14 protein-coding genes are annotated in these 15,620 nt (G+C 69.6%); 8 read left to right on the top strand and 6 right to left on the bottom strand.

Annotated features, from left to right (window positions below):
* Positions 1–58: 58 nt before the first annotated feature.
* Both BCEP18194_RS19025 and BCEP18194_RS19030 read right to left on the bottom strand, forming a co-directional pair.
* Entirely contained in the window at positions 59–4,141 is a 4,083-nt protein-coding gene (locus BCEP18194_RS19025) for a translocation/assembly module TamB domain-containing protein (RefSeq protein WP_011352887.1), read from the bottom strand.
* Between the two features lie 28 nt (positions 4,142–4,169).
* Positions 4,170–5,984 carry an autotransporter assembly complex protein TamA gene (locus tag BCEP18194_RS19030; RefSeq protein WP_011352888.1) on the bottom strand — a complete coding sequence of 605 codons (1,815 nt, stop codon included), beginning with the start codon at positions 5,982–5,984 and terminating at the stop codon, positions 4,170–4,172.
* 266 nt (positions 5,985–6,250) lie between these two features.
* On the opposite strand from BCEP18194_RS19030, the gene BCEP18194_RS19035 reads away from it, so the two are divergent.
* From BCEP18194_RS19035 to panD, 4 genes are all read left to right on the top strand, one after another.
* Entirely contained in the window at positions 6,251–6,439 is a 189-nt protein-coding gene (locus BCEP18194_RS19035) for a DUF3460 family protein (protein ID WP_011352889.1), read from the top strand.
* Positions 6,440–6,443: 4 nt separating this feature from the next.
* On the top strand, positions 6,444–7,316 hold the full coding sequence (locus BCEP18194_RS19040) for a segregation and condensation protein A (RefSeq protein ID WP_011352890.1): 873 nt from the start codon (positions 6,444–6,446) through the stop codon (positions 7,314–7,316).
* A gap of 265 nt (positions 7,317–7,581) precedes the next feature.
* Positions 7,582–8,421 (top strand): pantoate--beta-alanine ligase, encoded by an 840-nt coding sequence (gene panC / locus BCEP18194_RS19045; protein WP_011352891.1) that lies wholly within the window; start codon positions 7,582–7,584, stop codon positions 8,419–8,421.
* A gap of 42 nt (positions 8,422–8,463) precedes the next feature.
* Positions 8,464–8,850, top strand: a complete 387-nt coding sequence (gene panD, locus BCEP18194_RS19050; protein WP_011352892.1) for an aspartate 1-decarboxylase — start codon at positions 8,464–8,466, stop codon at positions 8,848–8,850.
* Between the two features lie 131 nt (positions 8,851–8,981).
* Here the strand turns inward: panD and BCEP18194_RS19055 are convergent, their stop codons facing one another.
* From BCEP18194_RS19055 to BCEP18194_RS19065, 4 genes are all read right to left on the bottom strand, one after another.
* The gene (locus tag BCEP18194_RS19055) at positions 8,982–9,650 is read right to left on the bottom strand and encodes a ParA family protein (protein ID WP_011352893.1); all 669 of its coding nucleotides are present in this window, start codon (positions 9,648–9,650) and stop codon (positions 8,982–8,984) included.
* A 136-nt stretch (positions 9,651–9,786) separates the two neighbouring features.
* Positions 9,787–10,200: a DoxX family protein gene (locus tag BCEP18194_RS19060; RefSeq protein WP_011352894.1), complete on the bottom strand. Its 414-nt coding sequence runs from the start codon at positions 10,198–10,200 to the stop codon at positions 9,787–9,789.
* A gap of 149 nt (positions 10,201–10,349) precedes the next feature.
* The gene (locus tag BCEP18194_RS41690) at positions 10,350–10,490 is read right to left on the bottom strand and encodes a hypothetical protein (RefSeq protein ID WP_167316019.1); all 141 of its coding nucleotides are present in this window, start codon (positions 10,488–10,490) and stop codon (positions 10,350–10,352) included.
* Positions 10,491–10,571: 81 nt separating this feature from the next.
* Complete coding sequence (locus BCEP18194_RS19065; RefSeq protein ID WP_041492926.1) at positions 10,572–12,074, bottom strand: cobyric acid synthase; 1,503 nt, start codon at positions 12,072–12,074, stop codon at positions 10,572–10,574.
* 74 nt (positions 12,075–12,148) lie between these two features.
* Between BCEP18194_RS19065 and cobU the strand changes: the two genes are divergently transcribed.
* From cobU to BCEP18194_RS19085, 4 genes are read left to right on the top strand one after another with little or no spacing between them, the layout of a single operon-like run.
* Positions 12,149–12,703 carry a bifunctional adenosylcobinamide kinase/adenosylcobinamide-phosphate guanylyltransferase gene (cobU, locus tag BCEP18194_RS19070; protein ID WP_011352896.1) on the top strand — a complete coding sequence of 185 codons (555 nt, stop codon included), beginning with the start codon at positions 12,149–12,151 and terminating at the stop codon, positions 12,701–12,703.
* Positions 12,697–13,641: an adenosylcobinamide-phosphate synthase CbiB gene (gene cbiB / locus BCEP18194_RS19075; protein WP_011352897.1), complete on the top strand. Its 945-nt coding sequence runs from the start codon at positions 12,697–12,699 to the stop codon at positions 13,639–13,641. The genes cobU and cbiB overlap by 7 nt, the downstream gene beginning before the upstream one ends.
* Positions 13,634–14,653, top strand: a complete 1,020-nt coding sequence (cobD, locus tag BCEP18194_RS19080) for a threonine-phosphate decarboxylase CobD (protein WP_011352898.1) — start codon at positions 13,634–13,636, stop codon at positions 14,651–14,653. The genes cbiB and cobD overlap by 8 nt, the downstream gene beginning before the upstream one ends.
* The gene (locus BCEP18194_RS19085) at positions 14,650–15,564 is read left to right on the top strand and encodes a cobalamin-binding protein (protein WP_011352899.1); all 915 of its coding nucleotides are present in this window, start codon (positions 14,650–14,652) and stop codon (positions 15,562–15,564) included. The genes cobD and BCEP18194_RS19085 overlap by 4 nt, the downstream gene beginning before the upstream one ends.
* Positions 15,565–15,620: the final 56 nt, after the last annotated feature.

Genomic DNA, 15,620 nt, shown 5'->3' on the forward strand with positions numbered 1-15,620 from the left:
GCCGAACGCGCTGCAGCTTGCGCGAAAAAAAAGCCCCGCACATCGTGCGGGGCTTTTTTCATGGCTGCTCGGCGCGCCGCTCGCGCGCGGCGTCGCTGCCGAACCACCGGTCGAAGCGCCGCGTGTAGTTCAGGTCGACGCCCTGGAACGTGCCGCCGTATGCGGACACCGACCAGAAGCGCGTCAGGTTGATCGTCGCCTTGAACGCGTTGCTCGCCGACTGCAGGCCCTGCTCGAAGCCGAGCACGAACCGCTCGTTGATCGCCTTCGACACCAGCACGACCTGCGGGTCGGTCAGGCCGACTTCGCTGCGGCCGACCGAGACCTCGTCGAGACCGAAGGTCTGCGCGACGCGCTTGCCGGTCACGCTGCCGAGCAGCCCGAGCGCCGCCGTCATCGTGCCCTGCTGGCCGACGTTGTTGCCCTGGTCGGTGCCGTGCCCGAACAGCAGCCACGACAGCTTTTCGTTGTCCGTGACGTTCGGTTCCGACACGAGCTTGACCGTCAGCGACTGGATCGTGCCCGTGACCTGCACGCCGGCCTCGACTTCCTGGTTGCGCCGCATCGCGAGGATGTTGACGCCCGGGTTCGACACGGGGCCGTTGAACGTGAAGAAGCCGTTCTCGATCGCGAGCTTGCGGCCGAACGACGTGTACGTCGATCCTTCGGTCACGCGCACGTTGCCGACCGCGCGCAGCGGCACGCCCGGCGCGCTCATCACCGTGATCGTCCCGCGCAGCCCGAGATCGGCGCCGTGGCCCTTGAAGCGGAAGTTGTTGCCGAGACCGATGTCGATGTTCGCGCGCGGCGCGAGCGACGGGGCCGGCTTGTCCTCCACCGGCTTCGGTTTCGCGACGGCGGTGCCGGTTGGTGTCTCGCCGCGCACCGTGCCGTCCGGCTGCATGATCACCACATCGTCCGACAGGTGCGGCGCCGATTCCTCGGGCAGGTCGAACAGCGCGCGATCGACGACGAACTTGCCGTCGATCGACAACGCGCCGCGCGGCCCGTCGTTCGCGACCGTCGCCTTGCCCGACAGCGACAGCTTGCGGTCCGGCGCCGCGAACAGCTCGAGCTTGTCCGCGACGATGCTCGCGGTCAGGTCGGGCGCCTCGCCGTCGAGGCGCACGCGGCCGAGTGCGCGCAACGTACCGTCGCCGCCGTGGAACTCGACCTGCTGGAATTCGACCAGGTTCTCCGACAGCTTGATGCGCACGATGCCGTCCTTCAGCTGTGCGCCCTGGTCGACGAGCGTCGCGGACAGGTCGTCGCCCGTCAGCATCCCCGACAGGTTCGGCTTCACCGGCGTGCCGGCGACCGTCAGCTTCAGCGCCGCGCGCCCGCCGAGCAGGTAGCTCGGCCCGAACAGGTTGCCGGTCGTCTTCAGCGCCGGGATGTCGGCGTCGATGCGGCCCGACAGCGGGCCATCGTTGACCACGCCGAACATGCCGTCGCGCAGCGCGAACGGCACGACGACGTTCGCGTCGAGCGTGCCGATCCGGTTTGCCTTCGCGAGTGCCGTCACGTTGAGCCGGTTGCCGGGCGTGAAGCTCGCGCGCGCGGACAGGTCGGTCAGCCCGAGCGATGCGATGCCGCGCCCGCTCTCGATCGTCACGTCGCCGCCGCGACGCTTCACCTGCACGTAGCCCGTCGCGTTCGCGCCGAGCGAGAAATCCCAGTCGGCATCGAGCACGACGTCGGTCCGCACCGGCGGCCGCTGGCCCGTCAGCTCCTGGCGGACCTCGAGGAAACGCGCGACCGATGCACCGCTGACGGAGCCCGCCGAGCGCATCTGGCCGTGATCGAACACGAACGATTTCAGGTCGATCGCCGCGCCTTCAAGCGTGAGCCGGGTCGCGCCGAGCGTCACGCGGCCGGCGCCTGCCGACACGGTCAACGGCGACTGCAGCGCGATGGCCGGCGTGCCGCGGTTCGCAAGACGCGTGACGGTGCCGTCCCAGCGCATCCCGTCGCGGTTCTCGACCACGCCGCCGTTCGCCGCGAGCGTCACGTCGATCACGCGGCCGCCGGCCATCCCGAGCGCCGACGCGTCGAGCGTGTGCTTCGCGCGCGTGCCGTCGAGGTTCGCGCGCAGCGATTTCAGCTTCAGCGATCCGAGCGCGATGTCGGACGCGTCGGCCGTGAACACGAGCGCGCCGTGCGCGCCGTCGCGGATGTCCGCGCGGCCCTGCGCGGCACCGATCCGGTTCGAGCCGACGACGACGTGCTCGGCCTTGTAGGTGGCCGTCACGTTCGGGTGCGCGAAGCTGCCGGTCAGGTCGCCTTGCGCCTGCACGAGCCCTTCCACACCGAAACCGAGCCGGTCGAGCTGCGGCGCGTCGACGACGAAGCGCAGCCGGTCGCCGGGCGCACCGAAGCTGCCGCGCAGGTCGACATGATTGCCCGCGATCGACAGGTTCGCGTTGCTCGGCAAAATGCGCGAGCCGGCGAGCTGCACGACGCCGGCGCCGGTCAGCGGCACGCCGTCGTACAGGCTGTCACCGAGCTTGAAGGTCGCCTTCGTCGACACCTGCGGCGCGAATGCGCCCGACGCCGTCAGCGTGCCCGACACGCGCGTCTCGCCGCGCGAGGCCGGTGCCTTCGTTGCCTTGGCGGGCGCCTTGCCGCCGGCCGCCTTCGGCGCGCTCGCCGCGGCGAGCAGCAGCGGATCGAATGCGGTCAGCGTCGCCTTCGCGTCGTAACTCGAATGCGCGTCGTGGCGGAACACACCCGTCAGGTCGACCCGGCCCTTGCCCGCCGTCACGCGTGCGTCGGTCAGCACCGTCTGCTGCGATGTCAGCGCAACCTTCGCGCGCGCGCCGAGCGCGAGCTTCGGATCGTTCAGGTTGAAGTCGACGGTCGTCACGTCGCCCGCGAGCGTCACGCCGAGCGGGCCGGCGAGGCGCATCGGCCGCAGCTCGGCGACGAACGCGTTCAAGTCGAGGTTCGCGACCTTCAGGTCGAAGCGGCCCTTGCCGCCCGCCAGCGTGCCGTTGCCCGTCACGCTGCCGTCGCGGATCAGCTTCAGCGCGAGCGCGTCGATCCGTTGCGCGTGCGCGTCGAGATGCACGTTCGCGTGCGCGTCGATCACCGGCAGCAGGTGGTCGCCGAGCGTGCCGGGCTTCGCGTTAACGACCGACACCGGGCCCGTCACCGCGAAACCCTTCGCGGGCTCGGCCCCGGCCGGCGCGGTCACGGGCGCGAGTTCCGCGCGCACCGCGAGATCGGCGGCCGGCGCGCCGGGCGCGAGCGCCTGCGGGTTCACGTGATCGAACGCGAGCGATGCGCGCGTAAGCGGCACCGCGCCGAACGGCGCGGCCTCGACGTGCGCGCGCCCGTTCAGCTTCATCCCGCTCGCGTCGACGTCGGCGACGAGCGCCTCGAGCGAGCCCGACACGCGGGCACGCGCGTCGACCGGCTCGTCGGACAGCTTGCCCGCATAAGTGGCTTCACCCGTCAGCGCGAACGGCTTCACGCCGTCGAGCTTCGCGCGTGCGGTCAGCGCGCCGTACGGCGTATCGACGCCGTCGAGCACGAGTTCATGGTGACGGCCGTCGCTGCGGCCGTTCAGCGCGATATGGTCGAGCTGCGTCGTCGAGCCGCCGTCGTGGATCGCGAGGCGATCGACCCGCAGGTCGTCGATCCGCAACTGCAGCGGCAGGCTCAGGTCCTGCGGCGTCGTACTCGGCGTCGACGGCCCCGGCGCGATCCGCACATCGATCGTGCCGGCGCGAAGATACGCGATGGACAGCCGCCACGGCGCGCGGGTCAGCGCCCAGCGGCCGTCGAGCCGGTCGATGCGGATTTCGGTACCGGTGCCGTCGGGGCTCGTCCACGCGAACCCGCGCAACCGCACGCCGGTCGCGAGCGAGCCGCCGTCGAGCGTGCCCGCGAGCCGCGCGCCGAGCACGCGCTCGGCCACCTGCCACGCGAGCCGCGTGCCGTGCTCGGTCGTCACCGCGGCCAGCACGAGGCCGACCGCCAGCACGACGAGCAGCACGAGCGTCGCAAGCGTCCACGCGACGAACCGCCCGATGCGCGCGACGGGCCCGCGGCGCGGCGCGCGCGGCGGCGCGTCGGGCGCGCCGTCGGGCGAGTCCGGATCGTGAGGCGGCGGCGTGTCGTTCGGGTCCTTCGTCATGCGGTTCGTCGTCGGTGAAGCGGTACGGTCAGAAAGCGATGCCGAGCGTCAGGTACGGGCGCACGCTATGGTTGCGCAACCCGTACGCGACGTCGACGTTGATCGGGCCGACGGGGCTGCGCCAGCGCGCGCCGATGCCGACACCCGGGTAGAACACGCGCTCGCCCCACGCATCGGTGGCGGTGCCGATGTCGAAGAACGTCGCGGCGCCCCAGTCGCGGTTGAACCAGTGCTGGTATTCGGCAGTGCCCGTCATCAGGTACTTGGTCGGCAGCACGGAGCCGTCGACGCTGTTGCCGATGCTCTGGTAGCCGTAGCCGCGCACCGAGTTCGAGCCGCCCGCGCGGAACAGCAGCGACGCCGGCACGCCGGTCGAGCTGCCGCTCGTGAACACGCCGCCGAGCTCCGCGCGGAACACGAACAGGTCGCGCTTGCCGATCGGCAGGTACTGCTGGCCGCGCGCGTAGCCGCGGATGAACGACTGGTCGGTCGCCACGCCCTTGATCGCAAAGCCGGCCTCCGCGTGGATCAGGTTGCCCGAACGCGGGAACAGCGGATCGTCGACGTTGCGGCGCGTCCACGCCCATTGCGGCACGAGCGCGCGGCTCGTGGTCGGACCCGCGCCGTTCTGGTCGAGCCGGTCCTGGTAGTACATCAGCGAATACGAATAGTCGATGAACTGGCCGGTGCGCGTGCGCTGCACGCCGACCCGCGCGCTGTAGATGCGCGTGTCCGACACGTTGGTGTTCGTGTACGACGCGAGCACGCTGTTGGTCCAGCCCTTCGCGCCCGGCGGCATCGACAGCTGGACCTGCCCGTATTGCTGGATCTGGTCGAGCCGGCCCGACACGGTCAGCGGCCACGCGGCGCCGAACGTGTCGAGATACGTATAGGAACCCTGCACGTGCGGCCCGGTGTCGGTGGCAAAACCGACACCGCCGCGGATGTTGTTGTACGGGAACTCGCTGACCTTCACGTGCACGGGCGTGCGCTCGGGCTTCGCCGTATCGTCGCCGACGTCGATCGCGACGCTCGCGTAATAGGGCGTGTTCTGCAACTGCCGCTGCAGTTCGGTGATGCGCTGCACGTCGTAGATCTCGCCTTCCGACAGCGGATTGACGTTCGTGACGATCTTTTCCGGATAGCGCCGCACACCGTCGACGTCGACCTTGCCGATCGTGAACGTCGGGCCGCTGTCGAACGTGACCGCGAGCGTCGCGCGCTGCGTGCGCGGGTCGATGCGCGCTTCCGACGACGCGATCTTCCCGCCGAGATAGCGGCGCGACTGCAGTTGCTTGAGCGCCGCGCCCTTCGCGCCGTCCCAGTCGGACTGCGTGAACGGGTCGCCCGGCTTCAGCGAAAACGCGAAACGGGTCGCGGCTTCCTGCTTCGGATCCTCGGTGTCGATGGGCCCCTTGAACGTCAGGTCGACGCTCGACACGATCGTCTGCTTCCCCGGATCGACCGCGATGCGCACGTCGCGCTTGCCGTCGCGCGTGCGCACGTCGGTGCGCACGACCGGCGAGAAATAGCCGGCCGTCGCGGTCAGGTCGCGCACCTGTTGCGGCGTGGCGGTGACGAGGAAGTCGAACTGGTCGTCGCTGATGTCGTCGCGCTTCGCGAAGCGCGCGATATCGAGATGCGACTTGAGCAGCTTGCGAACCGAGCGCGGCGCATCGATGTCGACGTTGTACTTCGCGTGGGCCGGCAGCGCGAAGCACGCGGCAAGGCAACCCGCGAGGGTCACCCGCGCGGCGCGAGCCGCGGCGCCGGCGCGATTGCGTTCCACGCGCGGGCCCGCGTCATGTGCCGTGTGTGCTTGCTGGTTCGACTGCCCCGCCAAATATGACCTCGCCCTCGGTTATCACGGTTTTGTGGAAAACCCTGTATTTGACCACAGGGGGCTGGCACCAAAGCTTAATGTTTGTAAACCGCTGCGCGCACGAGCGCGGCCGCGGCGTCATGCGTGACGGCGCGCGTCCGGGTGCCGGCTGCGCGCCGGCCCGCGGATTCGACGCGCGATTGACGCCGGCCGTTCCCGCGATGCGGTAAAATCCCGCCATCGTGAATCCGGCGCATCGTGCGCCGCCCGAAACGGAAAACCCAGCCATGCCGTACCAGTCCGATGTCACGCAGTTCCTGAACCAGCTCAAGCAGCAGAAGCCGACGCTCGAGGATGAGCAGCGCAAGGGCCGTTCCCTGCTGTGGGACAAGCAGCCGATCGACCTCGAAGAGCGCGCCGAGCAGCAGGAATCGCGCGTGAAGCAAACGTCGTACGTCTACTACCAGAACTTCTGACGACGTGAGCGCCGCAGACGAGGCCAGCGCCGCCCGGCAGGACGACGCGATCGCCGCGCCCGCGGGCGCCGATTCGACGCCCGACACGGTCGACGGTGTCGCGGCATTCGCTCGCCTGTACGGCGAGCCGCTCTTCAAGCTGCCGCAGGATCTCTACATCCCGCCGGACGCGCTCGAGATCTTCCTCGAGACCTTCGAAGGCCCGCTCGACCTGCTGCTCTACCTGATCCGCAAGCAGAACTTCAACGTGCTCGACATCCCGATGGCGCAGGTCACCGCGCAATATCTGGGCTACGTCGACCAGATCCGCACGTCGAACCTCGAGCTCGCGGCCGAGTACCTGCTGATGGCCGCGATGCTGATCGAGATCAAGTCGCGGATGCTGCTGCCGGTCAAGAAGGCCGACACCGGCGAGGAAGCCGAGGATCCTCGCGCCGAACTCGTGCGCCGCCTGCTCGAGTACGAGCAGATGAAGCTCGCCGCGCAGCGGCTCGACCAGTTGCCGCAGCTCGGCCGCGACTTCCTGCGCGCCGAGGTCTACATCGAGCAGAGCGTCACGCCGCGCTTCCCCGACGTGAATTCGGACGATCTGCGCGCCGCATGGGCCGACGTGCTCAAGCGGGCAAAGCTCGTCCAGCACCACAAGATCTCCCGCGAGGAGCTGTCGGTGCGCGAGCACATGAGCCTGATCCTGCGCCGGCTGCAGAACGCGCGCTTCATGGAGTTCGCCGAGCTGTTCGACACGTCGCGCGGCGTGCCGGTCGTCGTCGTGAATTTCATCGCGATGCTCGAACTCGCGCGCGAGTCGCTCCTCGAGATCACCCAGGCCGAGCCGTTCGCGCCGATCTACGTGCGTCTCGCGTACCTGCCCGCGTAACCCCCGCGCCCGCCCTTTCCGTTCTCCCGAGTCATCCCGGCACACTCGCCGCCTCACCGCAGCCCGGCGCGGCCGCGCGAGTGGTTGCCGGCACGCCCGATTAAAAAGTGAACGACCGTTCTTTTATCGATGCGTTTGGCGGGCAAATCCTCTACAATCCGCCGACGCCCGATGCGCCGCCCGCGCGCCGGCGTTCTCCGCTTCGACCCCGACGCCGCTGCTGCGGCGCCAACGCGCGCCAGCGCGAGGAACCCGCTACCCGATCATGAAAGTCATCAGCTCGATCCATGAACTGCGCGACCAGCTGCGCGGACAGAACCGCACGGCGTTCGTGCCGACGATGGGCAACCTGCACGAAGGGCACCTGTCGCTGATGCGCCTCGCGCGCCAGCACGGCGACCCGGTCGTGGCGAGCATCTTCGTCAACCGGCTGCAATTCGGCCCGAACGAGGATTTCGACAAGTATCCGCGCACGCTCCAGGACGATATCGAGAAGCTGCAGAAGGAAAACGTCTACGTGCTGTTCGCGCCGACCGAGCGCGACATGTACCCGGAACCGCAGGAATACCGCGTGCTGCCGCCGGACGATCTCGGCGGGATCCTCGAAGGGGAATTCCGGCCCGGCTTCTTCACCGGCGTGTGCACCGTCGTGACGAAGCTGATGGCCTGCGTGCAGCCGCGCGTCGCCGTGTTCGGCAAGAAGGACTACCAGCAGTTGATGATCGTGCGCCGCATGTGCCAGCAGCTCGCGCTGCCGGTCGACATCATCGCCGCCGAAACCGTGCGTGACGAGGACGGCCTCGCGCTGTCGTCGCGCAATCGCTACCTGTCGGCCGACGAGCGCAGCGAAGCGCCCGAACTCGCGAAGACGCTGCAGCGCATCCGCGAAAGCGTGCTCGGCGGCGAGCACGACCTCGGCAAGCTCGAAGAAATGGCCCGCACGCATCTGGCCGGCCGCGGCTGGGCGCCCGACTACATCTCGATCCGCCGCCGCGCGAACCTGATCGCGCCGGACGCGGCCCAGCTCGAAGCCGGCGAACCGCTCGTCGTCGTCGCAGCCGCGAAGCTCGGCGCGACGCGCCTCATCGACAACCTGGAAATCTGACGGGCCGCCCCGCCCGCGCCTCTCACGCATCACGGAGACACCATGCAGCGCCACATGCTCAAATCGAAGATCCACCGCGCGGCCGTCACGCACTGCGAGCTGCACTACGAAGGCTCGTGCGCGATCGACGAAGATCTGCTCGAAGCATCGGGCATCATCGAGAACGAACGGATCGACATCTGGAACATCAACAACGGCGAGCGCTTCTCGACGTACGCGATCAAGGGTGAGCGCGGCAGCGGGATGATCTCGCTGAATGGCTCGGCCGCGCGTCGCGCGCAACTCGGCGACCTCGTGATCATCGCGGCATTCGCAATGGTCGACGAAGCCGAGCTGCAGGCCGGCTGGAAGCCGAAGCTCGTGTTCATGGACGACGGCAACAAGATCAAGGGCCACCGCGATCACGTGCCGACGCAGAACTGGACCTGACCTGAACAGCGATCCGCGTGCCCTGGCGCGCGGGAGTAGCCGCGCCGCTCGTAGTCAAAGGGCCGGATTCCGCACTCGACGGAATCCGGCCCTTTCTCATTTCATCGTGCGCCGGCCCGGCGGCCGCGCGATCAGGACGCCTTGGCGGCCTTCTCCGTCTTCTCTGCCTTCGGCGCCCGACGTTCGGCCCATTCGACGATCGGCCGCCACTGCTCGAGATCCTTCTCGACGCGGCTTTTCGCGACGTCCCACAGCGTGAGGCCGTGCGCGGCGATCTGCACGTAGTTCTGCGTGTCGCGCACGTAGCCGAGCACCGGCAGGCCGAGCCCTTCCACGAACCGGTGCAGCTGGTCGGACGAGCGCGTGCGCGCATCGACCCGCATCCCGACGATCCCGACCTCGACATTGCCCTTGCGCACGGCCTTCTCGCCGGCGAGGCGCTCCAGAAACTGCTGCGTGGCCAGAATATCGAACATCGACGGCTGCAGCGGCACGATCACCTTGTCGGCCAGTTGCAGCGCGACGTTGAGCCGGTTGCCGTGCAGGCCGGCCGGCGTATCGATCACGGCGTACTCGAGGCCGCGCGGCGGCTTCGTCGGCGCGTCCGGATCGAGCTCCCATGCCTCGATCGCCGGCAATCCGGCCGGCCGCAGGTCGAGCCACGCGTGCGCGGACTGCTGCCGGTCCAGGTCCGCGAGCGCGACCCACGCGCCCTGCGCCGCGAAATAGCCGGCAAGATTGGTGGACAGCGTGCTCTTCCCAACGCCGCCCTTCGGATTCGCCACCACGATCACCGTCATGAATTCCCCCGAAAAAGCCGCGCGGCGCCCACCGCATGGCAGGCGCCGCTCGAATGCGGATACAGGGAGCGATGATATCGGCAAACGGGGTGTCACCGGAACGGGTTGCGCCGCTCCGGGTGCGCTTACTTACCCGTTACGCACGCTGAACCGCGGCCTCCCGTGCGCCGAGCGCGAACGCGCCGCCGCCCAGCAGCGCTTGCACGGCAAGCGTGACCGCCCAGAACGCCGGATATTCCCAACCGCCGTTCGGTGACGCGAAGCTCCAGCCGTTCGGCAGATGCGCGGCGGTCGCGCCGAGCATGAACGGCAGCAGCACGAGCGCGGCGATGCGCACGCGCAAACCTGCGAGCAGCGCCAGGCCGCCGGCCAGTTCGACGAACGTCGTCAGGTACGCGAGCCAGCCCGGCAGACCGATCGACGCAAAGAACTGCGCGGTGCCCGGCAGCGTGAAGACGAACACCTTCTGCGCGACGTGCGCGAGGTACAGCACGCCGAGCGCAACGCGTAGCAGGGTCGCGGCGAAATCGTTGAGGCGATTGGGGTTCATGGCGAATTCCTTCGTGAGTGGTGTGAATGGATTGCACTCTATTCGAATCAATTCGACCGATAAACGCACCAATTCGCTTTAACTGATTCCCACGTGGAGTTAATCGGGACGTAAAAAGGGGCATGACCGATCATGCCCCGCAACCTGCTTCAGTAACCGCTCTTGCCTTGTGTGGCGTCGCCGGAACCGGACTGGCTGCCGCCCGGTGCGTACGAATCGCACGCGTGCGCAACCGCCGACGCGCCCAGCAGCGCCGCGAGCAGCACGCTCCACCACCATCGAGCCTTCATCGTCGCACTCCTCCAGGCGGACATCCGCCCTCCTGTGTTGTACGCGATCCGGCGGAAAAAGCGAGCACGGCCCAACCCGCGTCAACGAAACTCGGCGTACAGCGCGTCGAGGTCGAGATGGTCGGCGAAGGTGTCGGCCAGCCGCTCGAGCGATGCCTCGCGCAGCGCCGGATAGTCGATTCGTTCCGCGCCGTCGAGCCCGGCCCACGCGAGCAGCGCCGCGCAGGCGTCGGGCGAGTCGAACAGCCCGTGCACGTAGGTCGCGAGGATCTGGCCATCGTCGGACACCGCGCCGTCGGGGCGCGTGCCGTCCTGCGCGGCGTCGGCTGCCAACGCGAGCGCGGGAGAAGCAAGCGCAGGCCCGTGCGTATCGCCCATGTGGATCTCGTAGCCGTGTACCGCGGCCCCGCCCGGCAGCGCGAGATGTCCCGTCACGTTCTTCAGTGTCTTGTCGGGCTGCAGCGTCGTGCCGAAATCGAGCAGCCCGAGCCCCGGCACGCTACCGGGCGCGCCTTCGAGGCCGAGCGGATCGTCGAGCGTGCGGCCAAGCATCTGCATCCCGCCGCAGATCCCGATCACCTTGCCGCCGTAGCGCAGGTGGCGACGGATCAGCGTGTCCCAGCCTGCGTCGCGCAGCCATGCGAGGTCGCGCTGCACGCTCTTCGACCCGGGCAGGATCAGCAGGTCGGCGTCCGGCACGGGGCCGCTCTTCCAGTACGTGAATTCGACCTGCGGATGCGCGCGCAGCGGATCGAAATCGGTGTGGTTGCTGATGCGCGGCAGCGCCGGCACGACGACGCGCAGCACGCCGGCGTCGCCGCGTGCGGCGGCGCTGCGCGCCTGTGCGGGCAGCATGTCCTCGGCGTCGAGCAGCAGGCCGTGCAGGTACGGCAGCACGCCGAACACGGGCTTGCCCGTCTGCGCGCGCAGCCAGTCGAGCCCCGGTTCGAGCAGCTTGAAATCGCCGCGGAAGCGGTTAATCACGAAGCCGCGCACGCGCGCGCGCTCGCTGTCCGACAGGCACGCGAGCGTGCCGACCAGGTGTGCGAACACGCCGCCGCGGTCGATGTCGGCGACCAGCACGACCGGGCAGTCGACGCGTTCGGCAAATCCCATGTTCGCGATGTCGCCCTCGCGCAGGTTGATCTCCGCCGGGCTGCCCGCGCCTTCGACGATCACCGTGTCGTAGTCGGCGCGCAGGCGCGCGTACGACTCGAGCACCGCGTCGAACGCGACCGGCTTGTAGTCGTGATACGCACGCGCATTGAGGTTCATGCGCGCCTTGCCGTGAATGATCACCTGCGCGCCGCGGTCGCTCGTCGGCTTCAGCAGCACGGGGTTGAAATCCGTGTGCGGCGCGACGCCCGCGGCCAGTGCCTGCAGCGCCTGCGCGCGGCCGATCTCGCCGCCGTCGGCCGTCACCGCGCTGTTGAGCGCCATGTTCTGCGGCTTGAACGGCGCAACGCGCGCGCCGGCGCGGCGGGCCAGCCGGCACAGGCCCGCAACCAGCGTGCTCTTGCCCGCGTCGGACGTGGTGCCCTGGATCATCAGCGTGCCGCGCGGCCGCGGCTCGGGTGCATTCATCGTGTAAAGGTCGTCGCGAAGCAAAGGCCGCATTATCCCCCGCGTCGGTATGCCCGCGCCGTTACAATCACGCGATGATTCCGCACGACCTCACCTTCGTCCTCGGCGGCGCGCGTTCGGGCAAGAGCGCGCATGCCGAGCGGCTCGCCGCCGACAGCGGCCTCCCCGTCACCTACATCGCGACCGCAACCGCCGCCGATGACGAATTCGCGCAGCGCATCGCGCACCATCGCGCGCGCCGGCCGGCCGACTGGGGTTTCGCCGATGCGCCCGTCGATCTCGCCGGCACGCTCGCGCGGCTCGACGATCCGCACGCGTGCCTGCTCGTCGATTGCCTGACGCTGTGGCTCACGAACCTGCTGTGCCCGGCCGACGGCGAACCGCTCGACGATGCGCAGTACGCGGCACAGGTCGACCGGCTCGAGCATGCGTTGCGCGGCGCGCGCGCGAAGGTCATCGTCGTCAGCAACGAGATCGGGCTCGGCGTCGTGCCGCTCGGGTCAGTCACGCGGCGCTACGTCGACGAACTCGGGCGCCTGAACCAGCGCGTCGCCGCACTCGCGACGCGCGTGACGCTGCTCGTCGCCGGACTGCCGCTCGACCTCAAGACCGGAGCGCCGTCATGCTGATGCTGTCGCTGCCCGTCGTCGCGATGTTCGCGGTCGCGGCTGCGATCATCGACCGCGCGATCGGCGAGCCGGCCGGCTGGCACCCGCTCGTCGCGTTCGGCCGCCTCGCCGCGCGCATCGAAGGCGCGCTGAACACCGGCCGGCGCGGCCGCGTGGTTGGCGTCGCCGCGTGGATCGCGGCGGTCGTGCCGCCGGTCGCCATCGCGGCATGGCTCGCAGCCGTGCTGCCGTGGCCGCTCGCGGCCGCGCTGCACATCGCGCTGCTGTGGTTCGCACTCGGCGCGAAAAGCCTCACCGACCACGTCGCGCCGATCGCGGCGGCCTTGCTGCGGCATGACCTCGGCGCCGCCCGCGCGCTGACCGCGCGCATCGTGTCGCGCGACACGAGCGATGCGGACGAAGGCGCGCTGTCGCGCGCGGCCGTCGAATCGGCACTCGAGAACGGCAACGACGCGATCTTCGGTGCGCTGTTCTGGTTCGTCGTCGCGGGCGGCCCCGGCGCGCTGCTGTTCCGGCTCGCGAACACGCTCGACGCGATGTGGGGCTACCGCACGCCGCGCTTCCTGACTTTCGGCTGGGCCGCCGCGCGCCTCGACGACGCACTGAACTGGGTGCCCGCGCGCCTCACGGCCGCGAGCTACGCGCTGCTCGGCGACACGGCCGCCGCATGGCGCTGCTGGCGCACGCAGGCGCACCACTGGGACAGCCCGAACGCGGGCCCGGTGATGGCTGCCGGCGCCGGCAGTTTGAACGTGCAGCTCGGCGGCCCGGCCGTCTATCACGGCGAGATCGAGGACCGTCCCGCGCTCGGCACCGGCGCCGCGGCGACCGCCGTCCACATCGTCGCCGCGCTGTCGCTCGTCACGCGCACGCTTGCCCTGTGGCTCGCGCTGCTGGTCGCAAGCGGCGCACTCGCCATGGCCACTCATCATGTCTGACACACACATCGCGCACGGCGGCAACCTGCATGAAGCCGCACGCCGCCACGGCATTCCGTACGACGCGTGGCTTGACCTGTCGACCGGCATCAATCCGGTCGGCTATCCGGTCCCGCCCGTCCCGACCGACGCATGGCGCCGGCTGCCTGACGACGGCGACGGCCTCGCGGCCTGCGCCGCGCAGTACTACCACGCCCCCGATTCCGCACACGTGCTGCCGGTTGCCGGCAGCCAGGCCGCGATCCGTGCGTTGCCCGCGTTGCTGCCGCCCGGCGACGCCGGTGTCGCGGCGCTCGCGTATGGCGAATACGCGCCGGCCTTCGCGCGCCACGGCCATCGCGTCGTCGCGCTCGACATCGACGCGGATACGCTGCCTGCGACGCTGCGTCACGTCATCGTCGGGAATCCGAATAATCCGACTGCCGAGTTCGTGCCGGCCGAGCGCCTGCTCGATTGGCACGCGCAGCTGGCGGCGCGCGGCGGCACGCTGATCGTCGACGAGGCATTCGCCGATACGGGCGCGACGCGGTCGCTCGCGCCGCACGTCGATCGCCCGGGCCTCGTCGTGCTGCGTTCGGTCGGCAAGTTCTTCGGGCTTGCCGGCATCCGCGCAGGCTTCGTGCTCGCGTGCCCTGACCGGATCGTCGCGCTGCGCGACATGCTCGGTGCATGGACGGTGAGCGGCCCCGCGCGCCATGCGGTCGCCGAGGCGTTCGCCGACCGCGCATGGCAGGCCGCCGCCCGCGAACGGCTCGCGGCCGACGGCGAGCGGCTGGCCGCCTTGCTGCGCGCGCACGGCTTCGCGGTTCGCGCGACACCGCTCTTCAGCTGGACCGACGATCCGCGCGCCGCGGCGCTGCATGCGACACTCGCGGCACGCGGAATCTGGACGCGGCACTTCCCGACACCATCGAGCGTACGCGTCGGTCTGCCGGGCAGCGAAGCCGAATGGCAGCGCCTCGGCGACGCGCTCGCGCACTGCGTGCCGACGCTGCAACAGGAATCCGCATGAATCCGCTCATGGTTCGCCGGCTCGCGCCAGTCGCGTTACTGGCCGCACTCGCGTACGCACCACTCGTCCGCGCCGATGTCACAACGCGCGACGACGCCGGCAATACGGTCACACTGCCGGCGCCCGCGCAGCGCGTGATCAGCCTCGCGCCGCACGCGACCGAGCTGGTCTACGCGGCCGGCGGCGGAGCAAAGCTGGTCGGCACCGTCACGTACAGCGACTATCCGCCCGCCGTGCAGGCCGTACCGCGCGTCGGCGACAACAAGGCGCTCGATCTCGAGCGGATCGCCGCACTGAAGCCCGACCTGATCGTCGTCTGGCGCCACGGCAATGCCGAGCGGCAAACGGACGCGCTGCGTGCGTTGCACATCCCGCTGTTCCTCAGCGAACCGAAACATCTCGACGACGTATCGTCGTCACTGCGCCGGCTCGGCACGCTGCTCGGCACGCAACCGGCTGCCGATACGGCCGCGGCCGCCTACACGCGCGACATCGCGGCGCTGCGCACGCGTTACGCGGCGCGAGCGCCGGTCACGATGTTCTTCCAGGTCTGGGATCGGCCGCTGATGACGCTCAACGGTGCGCACCTGATCAACGACGTGATCGAGCTGTGCGGCGGGCGCAACGTGTTCGCCTCGCTCAAGCCGCTCGTGCCGACCGTCACCGACGAGGCCGTGCTCGCGGCGAATCCGGAGGCGATCGTGACGACCAGCGCGGGTACGACGCGCTCCGACGAACCGCTGCCGAGCCTGGCGCGCTGGCGCGCGTGGCCCGCCCTGACGGCCGTGGCCCGCAACAACCTGTTCGCGATCGATGGCGATCTGCTGACACGGCCATCGCCGCGGATCGCGCAGGGTGCGGCTGCGCTTTGCGAGGATCTCGATGCCGCGCGTGCGCGGCGGCCGCGCTGATTTCCGGCGGCTTACGCGTTCATCGCGTGTTGGATGCCTGAGACGAATCGACCGCG

Origin of the sequence: Burkholderia lata (assembly GCF_000012945.1) — a bacterium.
Classification (GTDB): domain Bacteria; phylum Pseudomonadota; class Gammaproteobacteria; order Burkholderiales; family Burkholderiaceae; genus Burkholderia; species Burkholderia lata.